The 20,703-nt window shown below is 41.8% G+C and carries 19 protein-coding genes; 4 read left to right on the top strand and 15 right to left on the bottom strand.

What is annotated here, in order from left to right:
• Window positions 1-69 precede the first annotated feature (69 nt).
• The 4 genes from ACK8P5_RS11465 to ACK8P5_RS11450 form a co-directional block, all read right to left on the bottom strand.
• Entirely contained in the window at window positions 70-420 is a 351-nt protein-coding gene (locus ACK8P5_RS11465) for a hypothetical protein (RefSeq protein ID WP_422661055.1), read from the bottom strand.
• Window positions 421-457: 37 nt separating this feature from the next.
• The gene (locus tag ACK8P5_RS11460; protein ID WP_422661054.1) at window positions 458-1,393 is read right to left on the bottom strand and encodes a dihydroorotate dehydrogenase; all 936 of its coding nucleotides are present in this window, start codon (window positions 1,391-1,393) and stop codon (window positions 458-460) included.
• On the bottom strand, window positions 1,386-2,081 hold the full coding sequence (locus ACK8P5_RS11455) for a dihydroorotate dehydrogenase electron transfer subunit (protein ID WP_422661053.1): 696 nt from the start codon (window positions 2,079-2,081) through the stop codon (window positions 1,386-1,388). The genes ACK8P5_RS11460 and ACK8P5_RS11455 overlap by 8 nt, the downstream gene beginning before the upstream one ends.
• A 162-nt stretch (window positions 2,082-2,243) precedes the next feature.
• On the bottom strand, window positions 2,244-3,269 hold the full coding sequence (locus ACK8P5_RS11450) for an NADH:flavin oxidoreductase/NADH oxidase (protein ID WP_422661052.1): 1,026 nt from the start codon (window positions 3,267-3,269) through the stop codon (window positions 2,244-2,246).
• 291 nt (window positions 3,270-3,560) lie between these two features.
• On the opposite strand from ACK8P5_RS11450, the gene ACK8P5_RS11445 reads away from it, so the two are divergent.
• Complete coding sequence (locus ACK8P5_RS11445; protein ID WP_422661452.1) at window positions 3,561-4,268, top strand: polysaccharide deacetylase family protein; 708 nt, start codon at window positions 3,561-3,563, stop codon at window positions 4,266-4,268.
• 68 nt (window positions 4,269-4,336) lie between these two features.
• Here the strand turns inward: ACK8P5_RS11445 and ACK8P5_RS11440 are convergent, their stop codons facing one another.
• The 5 genes from ACK8P5_RS11440 to glgB form a co-directional block, all read right to left on the bottom strand.
• Complete coding sequence (locus ACK8P5_RS11440) at window positions 4,337-5,038, bottom strand: 3D domain-containing protein (RefSeq protein WP_422661451.1); 702 nt, start codon at window positions 5,036-5,038, stop codon at window positions 4,337-4,339.
• A 167-nt stretch (window positions 5,039-5,205) separates the two neighbouring features.
• The gene (locus ACK8P5_RS11435; protein ID WP_422661051.1) at window positions 5,206-5,928 is read right to left on the bottom strand and encodes an amino acid ABC transporter ATP-binding protein; all 723 of its coding nucleotides are present in this window, start codon (window positions 5,926-5,928) and stop codon (window positions 5,206-5,208) included.
• The gene (locus ACK8P5_RS11430) at window positions 5,915-7,357 is read right to left on the bottom strand and encodes an ABC transporter substrate-binding protein/permease (protein ID WP_422661050.1); all 1,443 of its coding nucleotides are present in this window, start codon (window positions 7,355-7,357) and stop codon (window positions 5,915-5,917) included. Before ACK8P5_RS11430 ends, ACK8P5_RS11435 begins: the two co-directional genes overlap by 14 nt.
• A gap of 474 nt (window positions 7,358-7,831) precedes the next feature.
• Entirely contained in the window at window positions 7,832-9,265 is a 1,434-nt protein-coding gene (gene glgA, locus ACK8P5_RS11425; protein WP_422661049.1) for a glycogen synthase GlgA, read from the bottom strand.
• 94 nt (window positions 9,266-9,359) lie between these two features.
• A complete protein-coding gene (gene glgB, locus ACK8P5_RS11420) occupies window positions 9,360-11,264 on the bottom strand; it encodes a 1,4-alpha-glucan branching protein GlgB (RefSeq protein WP_422661450.1) in 1,905 nt (634 codons plus the stop codon).
• 216 nt (window positions 11,265-11,480) lie between these two features.
• On the opposite strand from glgB, the gene ACK8P5_RS11415 reads away from it, so the two are divergent.
• Window positions 11,481-12,677: a glucose-1-phosphate adenylyltransferase gene (locus ACK8P5_RS11415; protein WP_422661048.1), complete on the top strand. Its 1,197-nt coding sequence runs from the start codon at window positions 11,481-11,483 to the stop codon at window positions 12,675-12,677.
• A 78-nt stretch (window positions 12,678-12,755) separates the two neighbouring features.
• Here ACK8P5_RS11415 and ACK8P5_RS11410 read toward each other — a convergent pair whose 3' ends face one another.
• The 6 genes from ACK8P5_RS11410 to ACK8P5_RS11385 all read right to left on the bottom strand — a co-directional run bounded on the left by ACK8P5_RS11410 (window position 12,756) and on the right by ACK8P5_RS11385 (window position 18,784).
• Window positions 12,756-13,295, bottom strand: a complete 540-nt coding sequence (locus ACK8P5_RS11410) for a GNAT family N-acetyltransferase (protein WP_422661047.1) — start codon at window positions 13,293-13,295, stop codon at window positions 12,756-12,758.
• A 35-nt stretch (window positions 13,296-13,330) separates the two neighbouring features.
• Entirely contained in the window at window positions 13,331-14,794 is a 1,464-nt protein-coding gene (locus tag ACK8P5_RS11405; RefSeq protein ID WP_422661046.1) for a sensor histidine kinase, read from the bottom strand.
• Entirely contained in the window at window positions 14,791-15,489 is a 699-nt protein-coding gene (locus ACK8P5_RS11400; protein ID WP_422661045.1) for a response regulator transcription factor, read from the bottom strand. The genes ACK8P5_RS11405 and ACK8P5_RS11400 overlap by 4 nt, the downstream gene beginning before the upstream one ends.
• Window positions 15,490-15,492: 3 nt before the next feature.
• Window positions 15,493-16,785 (bottom strand): hypothetical protein, encoded by a 1,293-nt coding sequence (locus tag ACK8P5_RS11395; RefSeq protein ID WP_422661044.1) that lies wholly within the window; start codon window positions 16,783-16,785, stop codon window positions 15,493-15,495.
• Between the two features lie 53 nt (window positions 16,786-16,838).
• Window positions 16,839-17,558, bottom strand: coding sequence for a phosphonate ABC transporter ATP-binding protein (locus ACK8P5_RS11390; protein WP_422661043.1), 720 nt, complete (start codon window positions 17,556-17,558; stop codon window positions 16,839-16,841).
• 83 nt (window positions 17,559-17,641) lie between these two features.
• A complete protein-coding gene (locus ACK8P5_RS11385; RefSeq protein ID WP_422661449.1) occupies window positions 17,642-18,784 on the bottom strand; it encodes an MFS transporter in 1,143 nt (380 codons plus the stop codon).
• A 157-nt stretch (window positions 18,785-18,941) separates the two neighbouring features.
• Between ACK8P5_RS11385 and ACK8P5_RS11380 the strand changes: the two genes are divergently transcribed.
• Both ACK8P5_RS11380 and ACK8P5_RS11375 read left to right on the top strand, forming a co-directional pair.
• Window positions 18,942-19,862 (top strand): ArsR/SmtB family transcription factor, encoded by a 921-nt coding sequence (locus tag ACK8P5_RS11380; RefSeq protein WP_422661042.1) that lies wholly within the window; start codon window positions 18,942-18,944, stop codon window positions 19,860-19,862.
• Window positions 19,863-19,911: 49 nt separating this feature from the next.
• Entirely contained in the window at window positions 19,912-20,658 is a 747-nt protein-coding gene (locus ACK8P5_RS11375; protein ID WP_422661041.1) for an HAD family hydrolase, read from the top strand.
• Window positions 20,659-20,703 lie beyond the last annotated feature (45 nt).

Genomic DNA, 20,703 nt, shown 5'->3' with positions numbered 1-20,703 from the left:
AAATGTTTTCTTATGTTCATTATCTACGTGACAACTTAAATAAACGTTTCAGTTTTTTCGTAAACAAGTTTATTTCTTTAGATTTTTCTTCGTTAGAAAACGATCCACTAGGTTCTCCGTTAATATAACAATGTCTTCAATTTCACTTTTATTCAGATTATCAAAATGGATTCCCATCACAACTGTCACTGTTTGGCCCAGGTGCTCTGCACATTGACGAGCGATTGTATCGGTTAACAGATGCTCCTTATGGCCTGGGACGGACATGGTGTCAACCTTAATGGTTAAGGGGGTTTTTTGTTCAAAATATGCTGTAGATACTGCACCAATATGAGCATCTCCGCCCTTGATGACAATAAGCTTATCCCTTCCAACATCGATTTCATCCAATGTTAAAGTTTCACCAAAGTTTCTCGTCATATGCGCCTCCCTTTAACCAAGCTAAAGCATTGAGTTTTTATTTAACAATACCTCTAATCTCGTCTAGGTGATTAATTTTCTCAGTATCCATAAAATGAGTAAGTTCTTCAATTATTCTTTCACCTGCTCGAAGATCGCCAAAGCTTGCCGTACCTACCTGGACGGTCGTTGCACCTGCCATAATAAACTCGATGATATCTTCACCTGAAGCAATTCCACCCATCCCAATGACAGGAATGTTCACCGCTTTCGCCACTTGATGTACCATCCGCAAAGCAATCGGTTTAATAGCAGGGCCAGACAATCCAGCATAGCCATGATCGAACACACTTCTTCTCCGCCTTACATCTATCTTCATTGAAGATATGGTATTTATTAAGGATACGGCATCCGCACCTTCTGTCTCACACATATAAGCCATCTCTGCGAGCCTCTCGGCGCCAGGGGACAGCTTAACTATTAGCGGCATGGTTACTACATTTCGAACTGCACGAACGACCTTCTGTGCAGCTTCTGTCTGAATACCAAAGGCCATCCCACCTTCCTTAACATTCGGACATGAAATGTTCAGTTCAATCATATCGACAGCAGATCTGCCCAATCTCCGTCTAGCATCTTCATCATTCTGAATCAGCATCGCACCAGTTACATAATCCTCAAGACAGCCTCCGCCGAGATTACCAATGCGTACGGTATTAAGCGTTTCCCAGAATGGACATTCTTGATCCAAGAAAGCTTGAATTCCTGGATTCTCAAGTCCAACACTATTTAGCATGCCTGAAGCCGTCTCGCACACCCGAACCCCATTGTTTCCTTCTTTTGGGTGTAGTGTTAATCCTTTTCCACTCAATCCACCCAGTATATTAATATCATAGAGCTTACCATATTCACGCCCAAATCCGAACGTACCCGAAGCCATAACAACTGGATTTTTAAAAGATATTCCAGCGATTTCACAACGCATATCAATCATTGAAAACAACCTCCTCCACCGGAAATACAGGTCCGTCGGTACACGCTTTTTTGCGACCATCCTTACATTTCACACTGCACACTAAACAGGCCCCAATACCACAAGCCATCCGGTTCTCTAATGACACATACACATGATTAGGCACTCCGATCTCCTCTTGCATACTTTGAACTGCTTTCAGCATCCCGTGGGGACCACATGCTATAACCGTCTTATAATCTCTGAAATTAATTTGATCCAGAACCGTCCCCCCGACCTGAATATGTAACTGATTGCTCACACGCTGGAATTCTTCCGTAAGATATGGCTCCCTACTAAAGCCAAGATATATATCTGCATTCTTTATCGTTTTGGCCATATAGTACAGTGGCGCAATCCCAATTCCACCACCAACAAGTGCAACGGATCCATTTGCTTCTGGAAAACCATTCCCGAACGGTCCTTCAATCTGTAGCTGATCACCAGAACGAAGTTCGAAGAACCGTCTTGTACCCTCGCCAACGACTTGATAAAGAAATTGAATTCGATCTTCACCCGCATCAAAAATACTAATCGGTCTTGAGAGTAAAGGGTACTTATCCCAAGCCCTCAGCATATAAAATTGTCCCGGTTTACCCCCAAGGCTGCTCTCCACTTCCAGCAGGCCGACTCCCTCCGCTACCTTCTTGTTCGATATCACTGTTGCCATCGTAAGACCTCCTGCTCATGTCTAATCCCACTAACTTTGCACGGAAATCGTCTAAACGTCAGTGATACAGTTCACAGGTTTGCAAAGATGACAAAAAAGCCCGGCATCTATACCGGACTTTGCTTTATCTCTATCAATTACTCCAACAATATTTACCAATGATTACCTATAAGCTCGCTGGTATTGTTTCGCAACCTTTTGTTCTCCATCTAGAGCCTTAGACGCATGTACAGACCAATATGGATCGCGCAGCATACCTCTTCCTACGGCGACTAAATCTGCTTTACCTGAAAGCACCACGTCTTGCGCCACTTCAAAGTCATCAAGTAATCCAACTGCAATCACTGGAACTTGAAGCAAGCGTTTAAATTCTGTAGCCAACTCCACTTGATAGCCAGGTTCGGCCTTAGGTCCACCCTCTGAGCCAATTGGGCCTTCACCGCCGGAAGTGATATGGAAAATATCAACGCCAGCATTTTTATATCTCTCACTGAGCTTAGCACAATATTCAACGTCGTAACCACCATCTACATATTCTTGCGCAGAAACGCGCATGATAAGTGGCATGCCCTCGGGAAGCACTTCCTTAACTGCCATTATTACTTGTTCACCGAACAGTCCAAGGTCCTGACCATATTCATCATCACGATGATTCGTAAGTGGGGAATGGAATTGATGAATAAGATAACCATGTGCTCCATGAATTTCGATTGTATCAAATCCAGCTTCCACTGCTCTTCGCGCACTTTCCTTAAAAGCTAAGATCATTTCTTCGATCTCGCTCTTCGTGAGCGCCCGAGGCATTTGATATTGGGAACTAAAAGCGATAGCCGAAGGAGCCACGGGTGGCTTAGCATCTTGTGCTTTACGACCAGCGTGACCTAATTGTATACCTATTTTTGTGCCATATGAATGAACGCCATCAACAATCTTCCGAAAAGCCGGAATCTGCTCATCGCTCCACAATCCTGTGTCTTGATTGGAAATTCGTCCATCTGGATGAATGCCTGTCATTTCTACAATTATTAGACCTGTACCGCCTACAGCTCTACTTACATAATGGACAAAGTGCCAATCGTTTGGAATACCATCCTCTGCAAGAACGGAATACTGACACATTGGTGGCATCACGATTCGGTTCTTAAGTGTCAAGTTTTTAAAATTATAGGGTGTAAATAAATCAGCCAAACGATCACATTCCTTCCGTACCTATTTGATCTTATCCAATGGCTATTATACACGTTTCCATCCTAAAACCAAAAACACATTCCTAACTAGAAGATAAGCATAATTAAGGATAAAGATGGGTATACCAAACAAAAAGAGAAAAGGAGACGAGGAATGATGCTAAACCACGCGCGTGTATGGGGTTTAATATTCATTGCACTAATGCTTCCACAAGTGAATATTACACCTTATGGGAAAACCGTCGTCCAGATCACAAGCTCCTTTCTTCAGAGCCCTATCCATTCATCCGTGATGTCCGAGCATAGAGAAACGGAGGATAAGGAACGCACTAATCCACCTGTTGGCCTTACTCTTAGCCAACTCATTAAAAAATACCCCGACACTTTTCGTGTGAGAGGACCACGTATCAAGCAGGTAGCGTTGACCTTTGATGACGTACCAGACCCTCGGTTCACGCCTAAAGTACTGGATGTATTGAAAAAAGAAGGTGTAAAGGCAACTTTTTTTGCGGTTGGAACGCGTTCAAAAAAACATCCTAGCCTTCTAGCGCGCATAAAACGAGAAGGTCATGCGATTGGAAACCATTCCTACAATCACGCCCAATTCAACAAGCTTACACTTGATGAGTTCAGAGATCAGGTAGAACGTACAAATCGTATTTTAAAGTCTATTACTGGACAAGAGCCACGGCTTATTCGACCACCGTATGGTGAAATTAACGAGGAGCAGCTTCGCTGGGCTCGTAAGAATAATTATAAAGTAGTGAACTGGAATGTAGATTCATTAGATTGGAAAGGCCTCTCCAAAGAAGAAGTTAAAGAAAACATTTTGTCTGCCACAGGTCCTGGTGCAATTATCCTTCAACATGCGGGCGGTGGAGTAGGATCGGAATTGCAAGGAAGCATTGATGCATTGCCAGAAGTTATTTCTGAACTACGGCGCAAGGGCTACACATTTGTAACGCTACCTGACATGCTTGGTGTACCTGAAGGAAAATAAACAGAAAACGGGAGAACATAGTATTATACTAATTCTCCCGTCTTCTTAATAACGCTATTGCTATTCTATTATTTAATGACAAATAGTTTTACATTTTGAAAACCAAATTCACTCACTGATTTCTGAGAACCAGGGATGAAGATATCGATTCGATTGCCCTTAATCGCTCCACCAATGTCTCTTGCCACAGCCACAAATGCTTTTTTAGGCAACCCTGGATGCGAATGTCCCGTCACAAGCACCTTGGTTCCAAGCGGAATAACCTTCGGATCTACAGCGATCGTCCCGAGTTCAAGAGGATTGCCGAAATAGTCAACAGCTCCCCAGCCTCCGTTCTCACTTGCAGCTGCCGAATAAGCTGATGCTTTCACCGAAATAGTCTTGCTATAATTAAAAGTTTTTCCCCAAGCTTCTACCACTTTATTACTAGAATCCACACTTAAACTTGGAAGCATGACTGCAGTCGAAGTTGACTTCACTGTAGAAGTCGTAGGAATTTTAATCTTCAAGCCTGGATAAATGTTTGTGGCTTTGATTTTAGGATTTGCTTGCATTAGTTTATTTAAATTAACACCATATTTTTTCGAAAGAAGATAGAAGGTGTCACCTTGCTTCGCAACATGCGTTGAGCTTGCTGCTTCTACCGGAACTGTGGATGCCCCAAAAGCTAATGATAGAGCAAGTGCTGCCGCAGATAATAGCTTCACCGTTTTACCTCTACTATTCTTTCCGCTTGTATTGCGGTTGACTTTCTTTTGCCACCATTTCATATTTTGTTTCATTCTTGATGCCTCCCTTGTATAACGATTACGAATATATCACAATCTTGTAACCTTTTCTTTATGAAATTGCTGGTATAAACACAAAAAAGCGGCTCTGGATCGCCATAATAGGCACCAGAGCCGCTGTTAAATGCACTTACTTCATCTTAAAAAGATTACAAAACTTTACTTAAAAACTCTTGCGTCCGTGGATGCTGAGGATTCGTAAAGATCTGTTCCGGTGTTGCATCCTCCACAATTTTACCACCATCAACGAACAAAATCCGATCTCCGACTTCACGAGCAAAACCCATCTCATGGGTTACGATGACCATCGTCATGCCACCATCAGCAAGCTTCTTCATCACTTCTAATACTTCTCCTACCATTTCAGGATCCAGTGCTGAAGTAGGTTCGTCAAAGAGCATCACATGAGGCTGCATTGCTAAAGCTCTTGCAATAGCAATACGCTGTTTCTGACCACCTGACAATTGAGAAGGATAGGCATCCTTCTTATCAAGAAGTCCAACGGATTTAAGCAAATCTTCTGCGATTCTCTCCGCTTCTACAGCAGATTTCCCTTGAACTTGGATCGGTGCTAAGGTGATATTACTCAGAACACTTTTATGAGGGAATAGATTGAACTGCTGGAATACCATCCCCATTTTTTCACGAGTTGCATTGATGTTATGCTTCTTAGCCGTAATCTTCTCACCTTCAAACGAAATCTCTCCGCTAGTGGGTTGCTCCAATAAATTCAGACAACGTAAAAAGGTACTCTTCCCCGATCCACTTGGTCCGATGACTACAACAACCTCGCCTTTTGCTATTTCAACATCAATGCCTTTTAAAATTTCAACCTTGCCATATGATTTATGAAGATCCTTAACGGTTATCACTAGCACTCAACTTCCTTTCCAAGACCCCGAGCAATTTCGAAAGAACAAATGTCAGAACAAAGTACATCACAGCTGCAACTAACAGCGGATTTAATGCTGCAAAGGTGCTTCCACGCAAAATTTGAGCCTGGTACATGATGTCCATAACACCTATAAACGAAACGATAGATGACTCTTTAATAATAACGATAAACTCATTGCCGATTGCAGGCAGTACACTCTTTAATGCTTGTGGCAAAATAATATGACGCATTGCTTGGCTCTTCTTCATTCCTAACGAACGAGCAGCTTCGAGTTGACCACGATCTACACCTTGAATTCCCGCACGGAATATTTCAGCCAAGTATGCAGCACTGTTCAAGGACAAGGTAAGAATACCTGATTGAATCGGTGTGAACTTAATGTCGAATGAGGCCAAGCTGTAATGGATAATAAACAATTGCACAAGCATCGGAGTTCCGCGCATGATTTCAATATAGGCGGTAGCTATGAATTTCAAGATTGAATTACCAGACATCCGCAATAATGCAATCACAAGGCCTAGTATAAATCCAAAGAGAACACCAAGCGCTGATATCAGCAATGTATATTGTACGCCTTTCGCGTAATAATCCCGATACTTCCAGAAGTACTCGAATGTATTAAGTTGTTCTTTTACCCGATCCGCAGCCAGGTCACCAGCTTCATCAACAAATTTCTGGACTTGGTTATCAGCGATGAGGCGTTCAAGTGTTGCGTTGATACTTTTTAAAAGTTCTTCATTACCTTTTCTGACACCAACTGCATATTCATCGTTTTCACTTTTAGGTTTGGCATCGGTAATGGCCATTTTCTCTTCATCCATGTTGGCTTTCGCAACAGGATACTCTGTGATCACGACATCTACACGCCCAGTTTCTAACTGAAGCATTAAATCGGGAATCTTATCTAAAGAAACGACGGTCGCATTTGGAATAGACTTAGCAATCTTCTCTTGAACCGAAGATTTCTGCACACCGAAGCTGGCACCTTCCAGACTTTCAATTGTATTGAACTTATCTTTATCTTCTTTACGAACAACGATCGTTTGTTCAGCTTTGTAATAAGGAATAGAAAAGTCTATGCTTTTTCTTCGATCTTCGGTAGGATTCATACCTGATATTACAAAATCGATTCGCCCTGTAGTCAGTTCAGGGAGTAATGCATCAAAGGAAGTATCCTTTATAATGAGCTCCGCTCCCATGTCCTTGGCAATTTCTTTAGCAATCTCAATATCGAACCCAACAATGGTGTCAACACCATCAATCGTTTTATGGAATTCATACGGCATATATTCGGCGCTTGTTCCGAGGATGACCGTCTTTTTCTCTCCTTCCGCACTAGCGATACTGCCAAATGCCAGCAGCATAGCCATGCAGAGAAACATCCAAGTCGTTATTTTTCTTCTCATGACCCTTGAATCTCCCCTTATCTTTCTCATCAAATGTAAGCGACTGAGTCATTATAAATGATGTTGCATGAATATGCAACGGACTTTTCCTGATATTTAATAATGTATTAATATTTATATTAATGAATTTATATAACATTGGTCAAATGATTCATTTTGGGACGAACACTCGAATACAATGAAAATATATACTTTCAGGTAATCGTCTACCCGTCATGTTGATACCCTAACACTCCCCCCCACCATTTAATGGGATTTATTTCGACTTTTATTCTAATCCATCTTTCACCTCAAACATTGTTCACAAATGCATCCATAGTCCTATTATGTATTTTTATTCAAATCATCTGAATTCTCATGAATAATAAATTGTCCTTACGGTAGTATACCCATGATTTGTATATTCTCAATCACTAAATATTTACGAAACAAAAAGGCAGTCCTGTCAATAGGACTGCCTCCCGATAAAATCATCTAATCCAAAATTTTATGATAGATATCAACGTACTGCTGTGCCGATACTTGCCAACTATAATCACCTGAGAATGCGTTCTTGGTTACTTGTTTCCAGTGTTCGGGTTGACCATATATCGAAATCGCACGTTTTATTGTACTCATCATGTCGTGTGCATTATAGTTCTTAAAGCTAAAACCATTGCCCTCTTGAGTAAACTCATTGTAGGCGTGAACTGTATCATTCAAACCACCGGTCTCTCTCACGATGGGTACACTTCCATAACGGAGAGCGATTAATTGACTGATACCGCAGGGCTCGAATTTCGAGGGCATAAGGAACATATCACTAGAAGCATATAAGCGACGTGATAACGGCTCATTAAACCAGATTTGAGCTGACATTTTATTAGAATACCGGTTTGCCGCTTCACGGAACCAATGCTCATAGGAAGGATCTCCTGTACCTAAGATTACAAATTGCATGTCCTGATAATAGAGAAGCTCGTCCAATATGCGTATAACTAAGTCTAGACCTTTAGAATCAACAAGTCTTGTAACCATAGCCATCATCGGGATCTTTGCATCAACAGGTAAATTAAGCTCCTTCTGCAGCTCCATTTTATTCTGAGCTTTTTTGTTCAAATTACTCCGATATTTCATTGCAATAAATGGATCCGTCGATGGATTATAACTTTTCGTATCGATGCCATTTACAATACCGCTTAATTTATCTCCAAGGGATGAGAGCAACCCATCGAGTCCGTAACCATAATAAGAAGTTTGAATTTCTTCTGCATACGTTGGACTAACGGTTGTAACATGGTCTGCATATACAATTCCTGCTTTTAAGAAATTCACATTACCATAATATTCGACACCTTCAGGGGTGAAATAACGGCTGTGTATCCCCAATACATCAACAAGTACTTCATATGGAAACACGCCTTGATACAACAGGTTATGAATCGTAAAGACGGTCCGGATCTCGTTATAGAACGAAGACTCATGACGATAATTTGCTTCTAGAAGTAGAGGTACCATTCCCGTATGCCAATCATGACAATGGATCACATCAGGTTGAAAATCGATAATCGGTAACACATCCAGAATGGCTCGATTCAGAAATGCAAACCGTTCACCATCATCCATATATCCGTATGCGCCGTCTCTTCCGAAGTAATACTCATTATCGATAAAATAGATCGTCACTCCATCTTCTACTAACTTTTCGATTCCACAAAACTGTTGTCTCCAACCGACCTGTACACGAGTTTCCCCGATATGCTCCATCCGGTCACGGTACTCATCAGAGATACCACGGTATTTCGGCAACATGACACGAATGTCTGCACCCGCTCGCTGCAACGCTTTTGGCAGTGCCCCGATAACATCTGCTAGCCCACCGGTCTTTATAAAAGGAACACATTCTGCGGCTGTAAATAACAATTTCATTACTCTATTCTCCCCCTCTATTGTTTTTCTTACTCTTTAAAGCTGCTTGTCCCGTTTCACGATTGATGAACGAAGAGTTTACATCCTCTGGTTGCTAATCGATCGTTACTGTTTTTTTACGCGGACGAGGTGGTTTCTTTTTTAATACGATCATACTTAGTGGAGGCACCGTAAGTTCAAGACTTTGAAGCTGCTCATGCCATGGCTTCTTCTCCGTTCTTAAGATCCCGTTGTTCACTCTTCCCTCTCCACCAAACTCCGTCAGATCCGAATTGAAAATCTCCTCATACTGTCCGGACTTTGGCATTCCTATTCGATATCGTTCATGTTGGTAGAGTTGAAAATTAATAATAATTATGAGCGTATCCCCTGGCTTCTTGCCCTTTCGCATATAGGAAATAACACTTTGATTCACATCATGAGCACATATCCATTGGTATCCGTCCATGTTATGATCGCATTCCCACAACGCTTTTTGCTCTACATACATCCGATTGAGAGCAGCAGTAAAGCACAGTGTTTTACGGTGTGAGTCATAATCCAACAACAACCAGTCAAGCTGTTCCTCATCTTTCCATTCGATAAATTGTCCGAATTCACCACCCATGAACAGAAGCTTTTTGCCAGGCTGAGTCATTAGATAACCGAGTAGTACTCGTAGTCCTGCAAATTTCTGTTCGTATGTACCAGGCATCTTACTAAGTAATGATTTTTTTCCATGGACAACTTCATCATGCGATAAAGGAAGCGTAAAGTTTTCGGAGTAAGCATAGCAAATCGGAAAAGTTAGCAAATTATGATGGGACGGACGAGCTCTGAATTCTTCTTTTATGTAAGAAAGCGTATCATTCATCCAACCCATATTCCATTTATAGTTAAATCCAAGTCCTCCTTGGTCTACGGGGGATGTAACCCCAGGCCATGCACTCGATTCCTCAGCCATCATCAAGGCATTCGGATAGTATTCAAAAATTGTTTTGTTAAGATCCTGAAGGAAAGTGATCGCTTCTAAATTTTCTAATCCACCTTGTTCATTCCGGCTGAATTGAGCTTCTGTCTTCTCAAAATCAAGTCTAATCATACTCGTCACCGCGTCAACACGGAGTCCATCAATATGAAAAGTTTCCATCCAGAAAATGGCGTTGGAAATAAGGAATGAACGAACCTCAGGTTTGGAATAATCGAAAGACAGTGTTCCCCAGCCCGGCTTCTCCGCCTTTTGTGCATCTGCGTACTCATACTGCGGCGTACCATCAAACTGTCTTAAACCATGGGCATCTTTCGCAAAGTGAGCAGGTACCCAATCCAGCAGAACTCCGATACCGGACTGATGAAGCTGATCGACTAGATACATGAAATCATGCGCTGATCCATAGCGGCTTGTTAAGGCAAAGAAACCCGTTCCTTGATATCCCCAAGATAGATCATATGGATGCTCTGCGAGCGGCATGAATTCAACATGGGTATAACTCATTTCTAATAAATATGGAATCAATAGCTCTGCCATTTCCCTGTAAGTATAAAAGGTGCCATCTTCTTTTTGTCGCCATGTTCCAAAATGCATTTCATATATGTTCATTGGCCTCTGATAAGGTGCTTTAGCTTTCCTCTTCCATGCACCATCATTCCATTGATAACCAGATAAATCCGTGACCACTGATGCGGTTGCTGGTCTAACTTCTGCTTGGAATGCATAAGGATCAGCTTTTAAGAAAGTTTCACCATAGGGACCGGTAATGTGATATTTGTATAAAGCTCCCTTTTCTATATTCGGAAAAAAACGACTCCAAATGCCGGATTCGGGTATCTTAAATAATGAATCATTAGAGCCATCCCAACGATTCCAATCACCTGCAAGACCTACATGCCTTGCATTTGGAGCCCAGACTGTAAAACGTACACCATCCACGCCATCCTCTTGCGTAGGGTGTGCCCCCATAAAGCGATAGCTGTGGTAGGAATTACCTTCATGATATAAGTACACATCTTCCAAGCTTATGTTTCCTTCCCAAATCGTTTGACCTATCAATTCATCACCTGCTTCTAGATATACAATAAATGATTATTACCCCATTGTAGCCATAATGAAAATAAAAAATGATGGCTGGAAATAAAAATGTAATTTTCATAAATATATTTCAATATAATCGTTTCAGACCCTTTAATATTCGTTTATGTATGTACTACGTTGAAAAATACTTGGGAGGGAAACGTGATGAAGAGAAATGAATGCATAGCCATGCTATTGGCAGGAGGAGAAGGAAAAAGATTAGCTCCTTTAACGTCCAAGCTGGCGAAACCCGCTGTACCATTTGGCGGTCACTACCGTATTATCGATTTTCCTCTCAGCAATTGTGTAAATTCCGGAATTAATACCGTTGGAGTACTTACGCAATATGAAGCTGAGTCTTTACATGAGCATATCGGAGAAGGAGAACCTTGGGGATTCAATCCATCCCTACTCCCTTCCTACAATACGGAACAAAAAGAATACACAGGAACTGCAGATGCAATCTATAAGAATATTGCTTATATAGATGAGCAGAACCCTGAACATGTACTTGTACTATCTGGTGATCATATTTACCATATGAATTATCGAGAAATGTTGGATGCGCATATTCAGCAAGGCTCAGATGCAACCATTTCAGTTATGGAAGTACCTTGGGAAGAGGCTAGCCGGTTTGGTGTCATGAGTGTAGACAACAATTTAAAAATCACTGAATTTGCCGAAAAGCCTGAAAAACCTGAGAGTAATTTAGCTTCGATGGGAATTTATTTGTTCCGGTGGGATTACCTTAAAGAACATCTGATTCAGGATGCCGATGACCCGAATTCGAGTCATGACTTCGGGAAAGACGTCATCCCTAAAATGCTGTCTTCTAACGACGCTTTACATGCATTTCGGTTTCAAGGTTACTGGCGTGATGTTGGTACCGTAGAAAGTCTGTGGGAAGCCCATATGGATGTATTGAATCAAACAGATCTCATCTTAGAACAAGAAGATTGGCCGATGTTCACTCGTCCTTGGCGTACTAAATTAACAGCACATCGCAATCGCCCTCTTGAAAACATGGATAGTCTTATTCATGATACTTGCACATTTGAGGGTAAAGCCAAAAGATCCGTCATTTTCTGTGGGGCAGAAATTGGTAAACTCTCCACTGTTAAAGACAGTGTCGTTATGCCAAATGTTAAGATTGGTAAAGGCGTACATGTGGAGCATGCAATCATAGGTGAAGGTGCTGTCATCAAAGATGGTGCGGTTGTTAAAGGTTCACCAGGCCAAGTTATTGTAGTAGGACCACATGAAACTGTCCTGCCAAAACCTTCAGTGCGTACTCAACCATCACGACTTCTACAAGAGGTATACGAAAAAGGCCGACTACGTGCCAATGTTTCCTCGTCCTAGATTTTAACATGTTCTTTTCAAAAAAAGCGATCCCATTTCTGCGGATCGCTTTTTTTGATGTATAAAGAACACTACCTTTTACGAAGACAAAGGAAATCGCTTCTCATACAAATGCACTTCTCGTGTGCCCATATTCTGCTTGTCAACAAATTCATAGCCTTGTCGGCTATAGAACTGGTTTAAACTCTCTAGGTGAGATACACAGTCGAGACGAAGACCTCGCTTGCCCTTCGCTTGAACTCGCTTTTCTCCGAATTGAATCATTGCCTCACCAAGATGTAACCCACGATATTCAGGAAGAATAGCAAGCCGATGCAAATAATCATATTGATTATCATTGCGATCGCCCCAGTAAGAAGGATCACTGTCCTGAAGAGTGAAAATACCCACTGGTTTTCCTTCGAATTTCAGAAGATAGACTTCTCTTTCATCAATATAATTCTCCATTAACGAAAGAGAAAAGATAGAGGGTGTCCATTGATTGAGTCCTTGCTTAACCATAAGTACAGATGTCTTCTGAAAAATCATTAACATATCTTCTGTATCTTCTGCCTGAGCAAGTCCGATGTCAAAGTAACCCTTCTTTGTTTCAAATCGTTCCAATACCTTAAACTCCATTCGTTTCCCCCTCTCCACAGAGTAAAACAAAACATTTAGACTACTGGATTATTGGGTTGTGGTCCTTCTGTGCCATCATCAGCATGATCGAATCCTCCCGCTTCAGGAATTTTCCCTTCAGGAAGAGGTAGTTTCACCTTCACGGTTGTCCCCTGCCCCAGTTCACTCTCCATATCAAGCGTTCCATGATGAAGCTCCACTAGCTGCTGTGTAATGGCAAGTCCAAGCCCAGTACCGCCATTAACATGGTTCACCTGGAAGAAGCGGTCCTTTACACGCTGTATATGTTCTTCGCTAATTCCAATCCCAAAGTCACGCACCGATACTGTCACGTATTTCTCTTCGAGTTCAATGGATAGTATGATAACTCCATTCTCGTGTGAGAATTTAATTGCATTATCTACTAGGTTCAGAAATACCTGCTTCAAACGGTTAGCATCCGCATATATCAGCGGTTTTTCTTCTGACTCAAGTTTAATCTCAATACCTTTTTTCTCTGCTTTAGCCCACAGGTTCAGCATAATCTCCTGTAACAACTCACGCAGACTGACAATACCCATCACCATCTTCATCTCATTTTGCTGAAGCTTGGAAAAGTCCAGAATTTCTTCAACAAGACCAATTAAGCGATCCGTTTCCTTCGTGATGATCTGCATACCGATCTTGGTTTCGTCTGGATCATATCCCCCTGAAGTTAACGTCTCACTCCAACCTTTAATGCTGGTTAATGGGGTTCGAAGTTCATGAGAGATGGATGAGATGAAATCATCTTTGACTTGGTTACTTCTTACAATCTCCTGTGCCATATAATTCAGCGTGGAGGATAGCTCCCCGAGCTCGTACTTGTAATCCCCTTTAATACGAACGTTAAAGCGTCCCTTAGCCATCTGAGCAGAGACTGCTCGGATGTTATTTAGAGGTTTCACGATGGAATTAGCAAGTCCGATACTAAAAGCGAGTACGGTCGCTAGTACCACAGCTCCAATGAAAACAGCCCATAGCGTTATATTGAGAAGTTTATTATTAATTTTATGGAGAGAAGTCACATATCTTAGAATAAACTCATTCTCTCCTCCATTTTGCAGTGCGTAGGATACAGCCATAACCATTTGACCGGTTCCCTGCTGCTTTCCGACCCAGCGACTTGTATCACCAGCCAAGGCCTGAGTCACATCACTAGTCTTGATCGTCATATCCGAATCAAAGTTATTCGAAGTGATCAGCACTTTTCCAGATGTATTGAGCAGTTGAAGCTCTGTACCTGTCAATTCAAAATAGGAGATAATCTCGGTCAGCTTAGCCGTATCATCCTCATTTAATCTGAATTTCTGATAATAATCGTCTGTATAGTCAATATGCCTCGCGATATGGCTATGCACGCTATCATAGTAATAGGTGCGGATCGCAAGTAAAAATATAATCTCCACCAGCAGCAATGCCATAAACACGACTAGGAAGTAGTGTAGAACAATCTGCCGGCGGATACCTTTTTTGATCATTGGCCCTGACCCTTCCATTTATAGCCGTGACCCCACACCGTCTGCAGAAATTCAGGCTCGGAAGGATTATTCTCAATTTTTTGACGAAGACGGCGAATATTAACATCAACAATTTTCGGATCACCCATATACTCTTTGCCCCATACATGATCCAGAAGGACATCTCGACTGAGTGGTGTATTTTCTTTCTCCAGGAAGAATTGTACGAGTGAGAACTCTGTCGGTGTTAACTCGACGGCCTTCCCATTCTTCTTGAATAACTTAGAGATTAAATCCAGTGTGAAAGGACCAGATTGAAAGGAAACTTTAGCTGTACCTGCACGCTGTACATTTACGCGACGCAGTAAGGATTGTAGACGTGCGATAAGCTCAGTTGGACTAAACGGCTTGCTGACATGATCATCCGCTCCAACAGATAACGCATACACCTTATCCTGTTCCTGAACTTTTGCTGTCAAAAAGATTATACCGATCCGTTCGTTAGTCTCCCGAATTCGCCGGCAAACTTCAAAACCATCGATGCCTGGAACCATAACATCAAGAAGTGCAATATCAATGTCAGGTACAGACTGCAACAGGTTCAGCGCTTCAAGACCATCTCCTGCTTCCAGAACTTCAAAGCCGTTACGCTTGAGGTTGATTACAATAAAACTGCGGATTGATTCTTCATCTTCTAAAATAAGTACTTTACTCAACGTCTAATTCCCCTTTCTTTCAATCGGAGCCACATCGCTGTTATTCTTCTTCTCATTCTTGGTCAGCTTGTCTCCTCTATAACCGATCACCTGGTCTTTTTTACGAACCAGAACTTTCCAATCATTCTTCACATTCTCCCACTCACGGAGAGAGAAGAATTTCACTTCTGCTACAACCTCTTGTGTATCCAGCATAATAAACTTAAGGTACTGATTCTTATCTGAATCGGGATCTACGGTAAGTTGGTTCTTCCACTCGGACGGGAAGGTTAAGAAGAACCTATTATCAGGATCTTGATATCTTTGGATAACAAATCTCAGACCGTTCTTCATGTTTGCTAAGTTCGTCTTACCATCCCATTGATAATAGTTATAGAAATATGGAATATCTTCTAGAATATCACTGTTCCAGCCGATCGGCTCTTCGAGCAATCCTATTTCAAGAATTCCATCTCCATTAATGTCTTCACTTTCCACAGGGAGTTCTTTATAAGCTGCATCTTCCTTCAGAACATCTACCAGTTCACCGTTCTCCATCACGATAAGCTTGGATGTAGAGGAGTTAGAAACTATAGATGTATCTAATATAATTCCTTCTTTGTCCTTAGCTACTTTTCCTGAGACAATATTGTAATATTTCTCAACATTTTGTCCCAAATCAAGCTTCGCCAATTCCTTAAAGTCATGTGTAGTTTTATCGAACTGATAGGTTGTGATGAAAGATAGCTCATATTTCTGTAAAGATACTACGGTCAACTCTTTAATCTTATCTCCATTCAAGTCAGTCACTTCAAAATGGGTATATGGAAGCTGCATAACCTTCTCTAACGCATCATTCGCATAGGTGTACACTACGAGACCATTCTGAACATCATCTTCGCCCCGTGAGAAGCCAACAACAATATCCAAGTTGCCATCATTCGTTATATCGATCAGGTCAAAGGATTCGAGCATCGTGCCTTCTCCCTCAAAATCCAACTTCTTAGCCCATGTATTTCCCTGTTGCTGCAGAATCATGCCATGAATCTGAACATCTTCATTCGGTGTGATATAAAATACGACAGCCTCCATTACGCCATCGTTATTCAAATCTTCTACGCGGATCGAGCTCGGATCATTATTGCTTCTAGGACGAATAATACTGCTATTTTCGGGGATCTGGGATTTAATCGCTCCCATCAAAGTCTCTTTATCCGCCGGAAGATCAGGTCTAGTCATCAATGATACAGGGTCACTAATAAAGCTGCACCCCCCGAGAACCATCATAAGCATCCCCGAGATGGCTGCCTTCATCATTCTAGATTTCAAAAGCATCAACTCTTTCTATTTCAATCACCTATTTGACAGAACTATATTCTGTTCTTCTCCCCATGAGTCAAACGACGCCCGGTAACATCAACAACAATCTGTCCACCCGAAAGTCCAATAATTCGAGAACAATACCGCTCTGCATGTTCAATGGGAACGACAGTAATGACGGTTATCCGCTCTTCTTCACATAGTTTTTTTAGGGTCTGCAGAACATGTTCAGCGGATTTCGGATCCAGCCCCATGACCGGCTCGTCCGCTAATATAACCTTAGCTCCATGAACCAATGCACGAGCAATGGCAATTCGCTGGCGTTCTCCACCACTAAGAGCATTTCCTTTATTGTGGGCTTTATCGAGTAAACCAAGATGCTCAATCGTATCCATAGCGCCCATGTAATCATCAGAGCGTACCATCCCCGTTAGCATCCGCCACCATGGAGTTTGGCTGGATTGCCCAATCAGAACGTTCTTAAGTGCTGTTCTATTCACATTTAAAGTTGGGTTCTGTTCTAAGTATGCCCATTCACGTTTAATCTTTCGCTTTCCCCCGTTTTTGAGTACATCCTCGCCATCAATCATAAATCGACCGGAATCCCATTTTTCACGAAGAGCTAAACAACTTAGGAGCAAACTTTTCCCGCTTCCACTAGCTCCAATTAGGCCGATCATTTCGCCTTTCTCCATCTGAAAACTTATGTCGTTCAACACCGGTTTTTTCTCGGTGTTCACTGTTTTTATCAGTCGTTCCACTTTTATCATGTTCTCGTCTCTCCCGTCGAGTAACTTTTTCTATACTCTAGTTTAGAAGAAAGCGAAAGCAATTGCCATGAGAACAAACGTTCTCACTCTATTAGTGACTTATTTTTAAAGAATATGCTTGAGCAAGCAAAAACAATATAGACTCCACCAAGCAGAATAAACATACCTGAAGTCCATCCTATATGGATTAATGTACCCCCTATATTTGGACCTGCAATGCTTCCTATATTAAAATGAAATGATGCCACTACATTTGCAGCAGGAAGCAAATTTCTTGGAAGAATATCTGCTGCATAGGCAAGACCAAGAGAGAAGAACGAGCCCACAAGCCCGCCTGCAATGGTTAGAAGGATAAGTACAGGCCAGTAACTCGTCCCTGCTACAGGAATCAGAATAAAACATAGGCCGCCTACAATGCCTGCTACGGTCAACACTCGTTTCCGACCGAATCTGTCACTCCAAATACCAAGTGGAAGCTGCAGAATAAGGCCTCCTATACCGACAAACGGTAGCAAAGAAGATATTTGTTCTATCGTGAAGCCACTTCGAAGTCCATACACCGGGAAGTTACTGTTAATGCCTGCTTCCATGTAGCCATATAGAAATGCTGGCATGAGTGCATACCAAGCTAAGCGGTAGCTTTTTCTGAATCTGCCTTTTTCGAATACTTCACCTGAGGAATGTCGTTCAGGCTTCAGATCCGGAAGTTTAAAGAGTACCATCAATAGAACAAACAGAAATAATAACCCGAGTACAATGAAAGGCACTGCTTCACCGTAATTCAGAAGAATAATCCCAAGCGGTCCTATACTAAATCCAAGTCCGTAAGACATTCCATAAAATGATATGCTTCGTCCACGATTACTCGCAGATGACATCATAAGTACCCATAACTGCGCTGCATAATGAAGTGCACTATCGCCAACACCGACCAATATTCGAAGCACAAACCAGATTCCAACGCTTGGAACCAGTGGGAACGCAATTAATGAGAGCATAACAAGAATAAGACCAGCGATAATGAGCTTTTTAAATCCAACTAGACCTAATACTCTTTCTGCAACGAGCGTCATAGCAAATGAACCAACATATAATGCTGCTGCGTTAAGCCCGTTCATCGAAGAAGAGACGCCCATACGTTCCAAAAATATCGCTAATACAGGAAGTAGCATACCCTGACTTAACCCTGCAGCTACAACAACCGATATCAAAATAAAATAGTGCATTCTTCCTTGTCGAGCTTGAGCTGTGACTGACACGACGCTGTATCCCCCTCTTTATTTCAAGCTTTAAAAATTTGCCAGATGAACATTATAGTAGACAACCCTGATCCATACAAGCCATAATAAAAACAATGTCATTAATCGGGAGGGAACTGGTTTCATGAAGTATAAAGTAAGCATAGACGTTTCCGTGGTATACGAACTGATCGGCAGCTTTATGATCTATGTAACGAGAAAATGGACCGACAATCTTGATATCGGCTCACATTTAATTACGGATATGGATGCCCGTCTCCCCCATGAAGTCCGTACTGAGCTTCAAAAAGCACACGATTGGCCATTTTTTGATTACGATGTACTTTATGCTCTAGCTATTTTACGTGAAGGAGATCCTGAAGTCGTCTCCTTTCTTGATTGGGTTGAACATTCGGAAGTTGCGGATTTGGGCCCCCGGCTGTTCAATTATACGCCCTCTGTTACAGAAGAGTACTTAGCACGTATTCAAAAGGATTATCCGCCACTGCTTCGTTTATGGTATGAACACTATTTTGCTAAGATCGAACACGATATTAAACCACTCATTTATGAAGATGCACAGGAAAAAGCAGTACTTCTTCCTAAAATGGAAGCGGAAAGACTCATTGAATATGCTACAGGTGGCGTCATATTAGATGATATACCTGTCGATTCTATCCTGCTCACTCCATGTGTGCACTTTAGGCCTATTAATACGTACTGCTTCTATGATAAACTACTCCTCATCCAGTACCCTGTTGATGTGCCTGAAGAAAATGAGGACGACCCGCCAGTAGTATTACTACGTATGACGGAAGCTCTTGCAGATCCTGACCGGCTAAGGCTACTTCGTTTTGTCGCTGATGAACCCAAAACCGTGAATGATATTGCATCTAACTTGAATCAGCCATACGATGCCCTCATGCATCATTTACTTATTCTTAGAGCAGCAGGACTTCTTCGTTCTCATGTGAATGCCGGTGATCAAACGGAGCGCTTCAGTCTCCGTCCAGATGGAGCTGCTGAGCTTCAAATGTTTTTTGAATCCTATATTAGGTTATCTTAAAATAAATAAACAATATAGAGAGATATAAGTGGATAAAGGAGTGAGAAAAATGAGCAAAGACTCACAACATATCATTTTTGATATGGATGACACATTGATTCATTGCAACAAGTATTTCGACTTGATTCTAGGCGAGTTTTTCGAGCTAATGACACGTTGGTTTGAGAAGTATGGGGTGACTACCGAACAAGTGCGTACCAAACAGATGGAAATTGATGTTGCTGGTGTAGACAAACTTGGATTCGCAAGCGCAAATTTCCCTCAATCTTTGATTGATACGTACCGTTTCTTCTGCAACCAACACCAGAAGACACCTGTCCTTCACGAAGAAGAACAGCTATTCAAGCTAGGTCTTAGTGTTTACGATCAAGAAATTGAAGCCTATCCCGGCATGGTGGAAACACTGGACACGTTACAGAATGAAGGACACAGACTATATCTGTATACAGGAGGCGAAAGCCGTATACAGAAGCGTAAAATCGAACAAATGAAGCTGGCTGATTTCTTCGATGATCGCATTTATATAAGACAGCATAAAAATGTAAAAGCGCTTGAAGAAATTCTCTCCGCTGGACAATTTAATCGCTCTCTGACATGGATGATCGGGAACTCTTTAAGAACGGATGTTGTTCCTGCTCTTACAGCTGGAATCAACAGCATCTATATCAAGCAAAAACGCGAATGGCACTATAATCTGGTTGAGCTGAAACAAGAGCCACATAATGTACTCTATACCGTATCCGCTTTAACTGAGGTGCCTGACATCATTTTAGGTAATGCAGTAGCGACATCATAATAAAAAAGGGTTGTCTCCTCGACGTAAAAACTACACGGAGGGACA

The organism is Paenibacillus sp. EC2-1 (assembly GCF_049311625.1).
Lineage (GTDB): Bacteria > Bacillota > Bacilli > Paenibacillales > Paenibacillaceae > Paenibacillus_AQ.
Note: the sequence above shows the minus strand (reverse complement) of the source record. Positions and strands in the feature narration are given on the sequence as shown.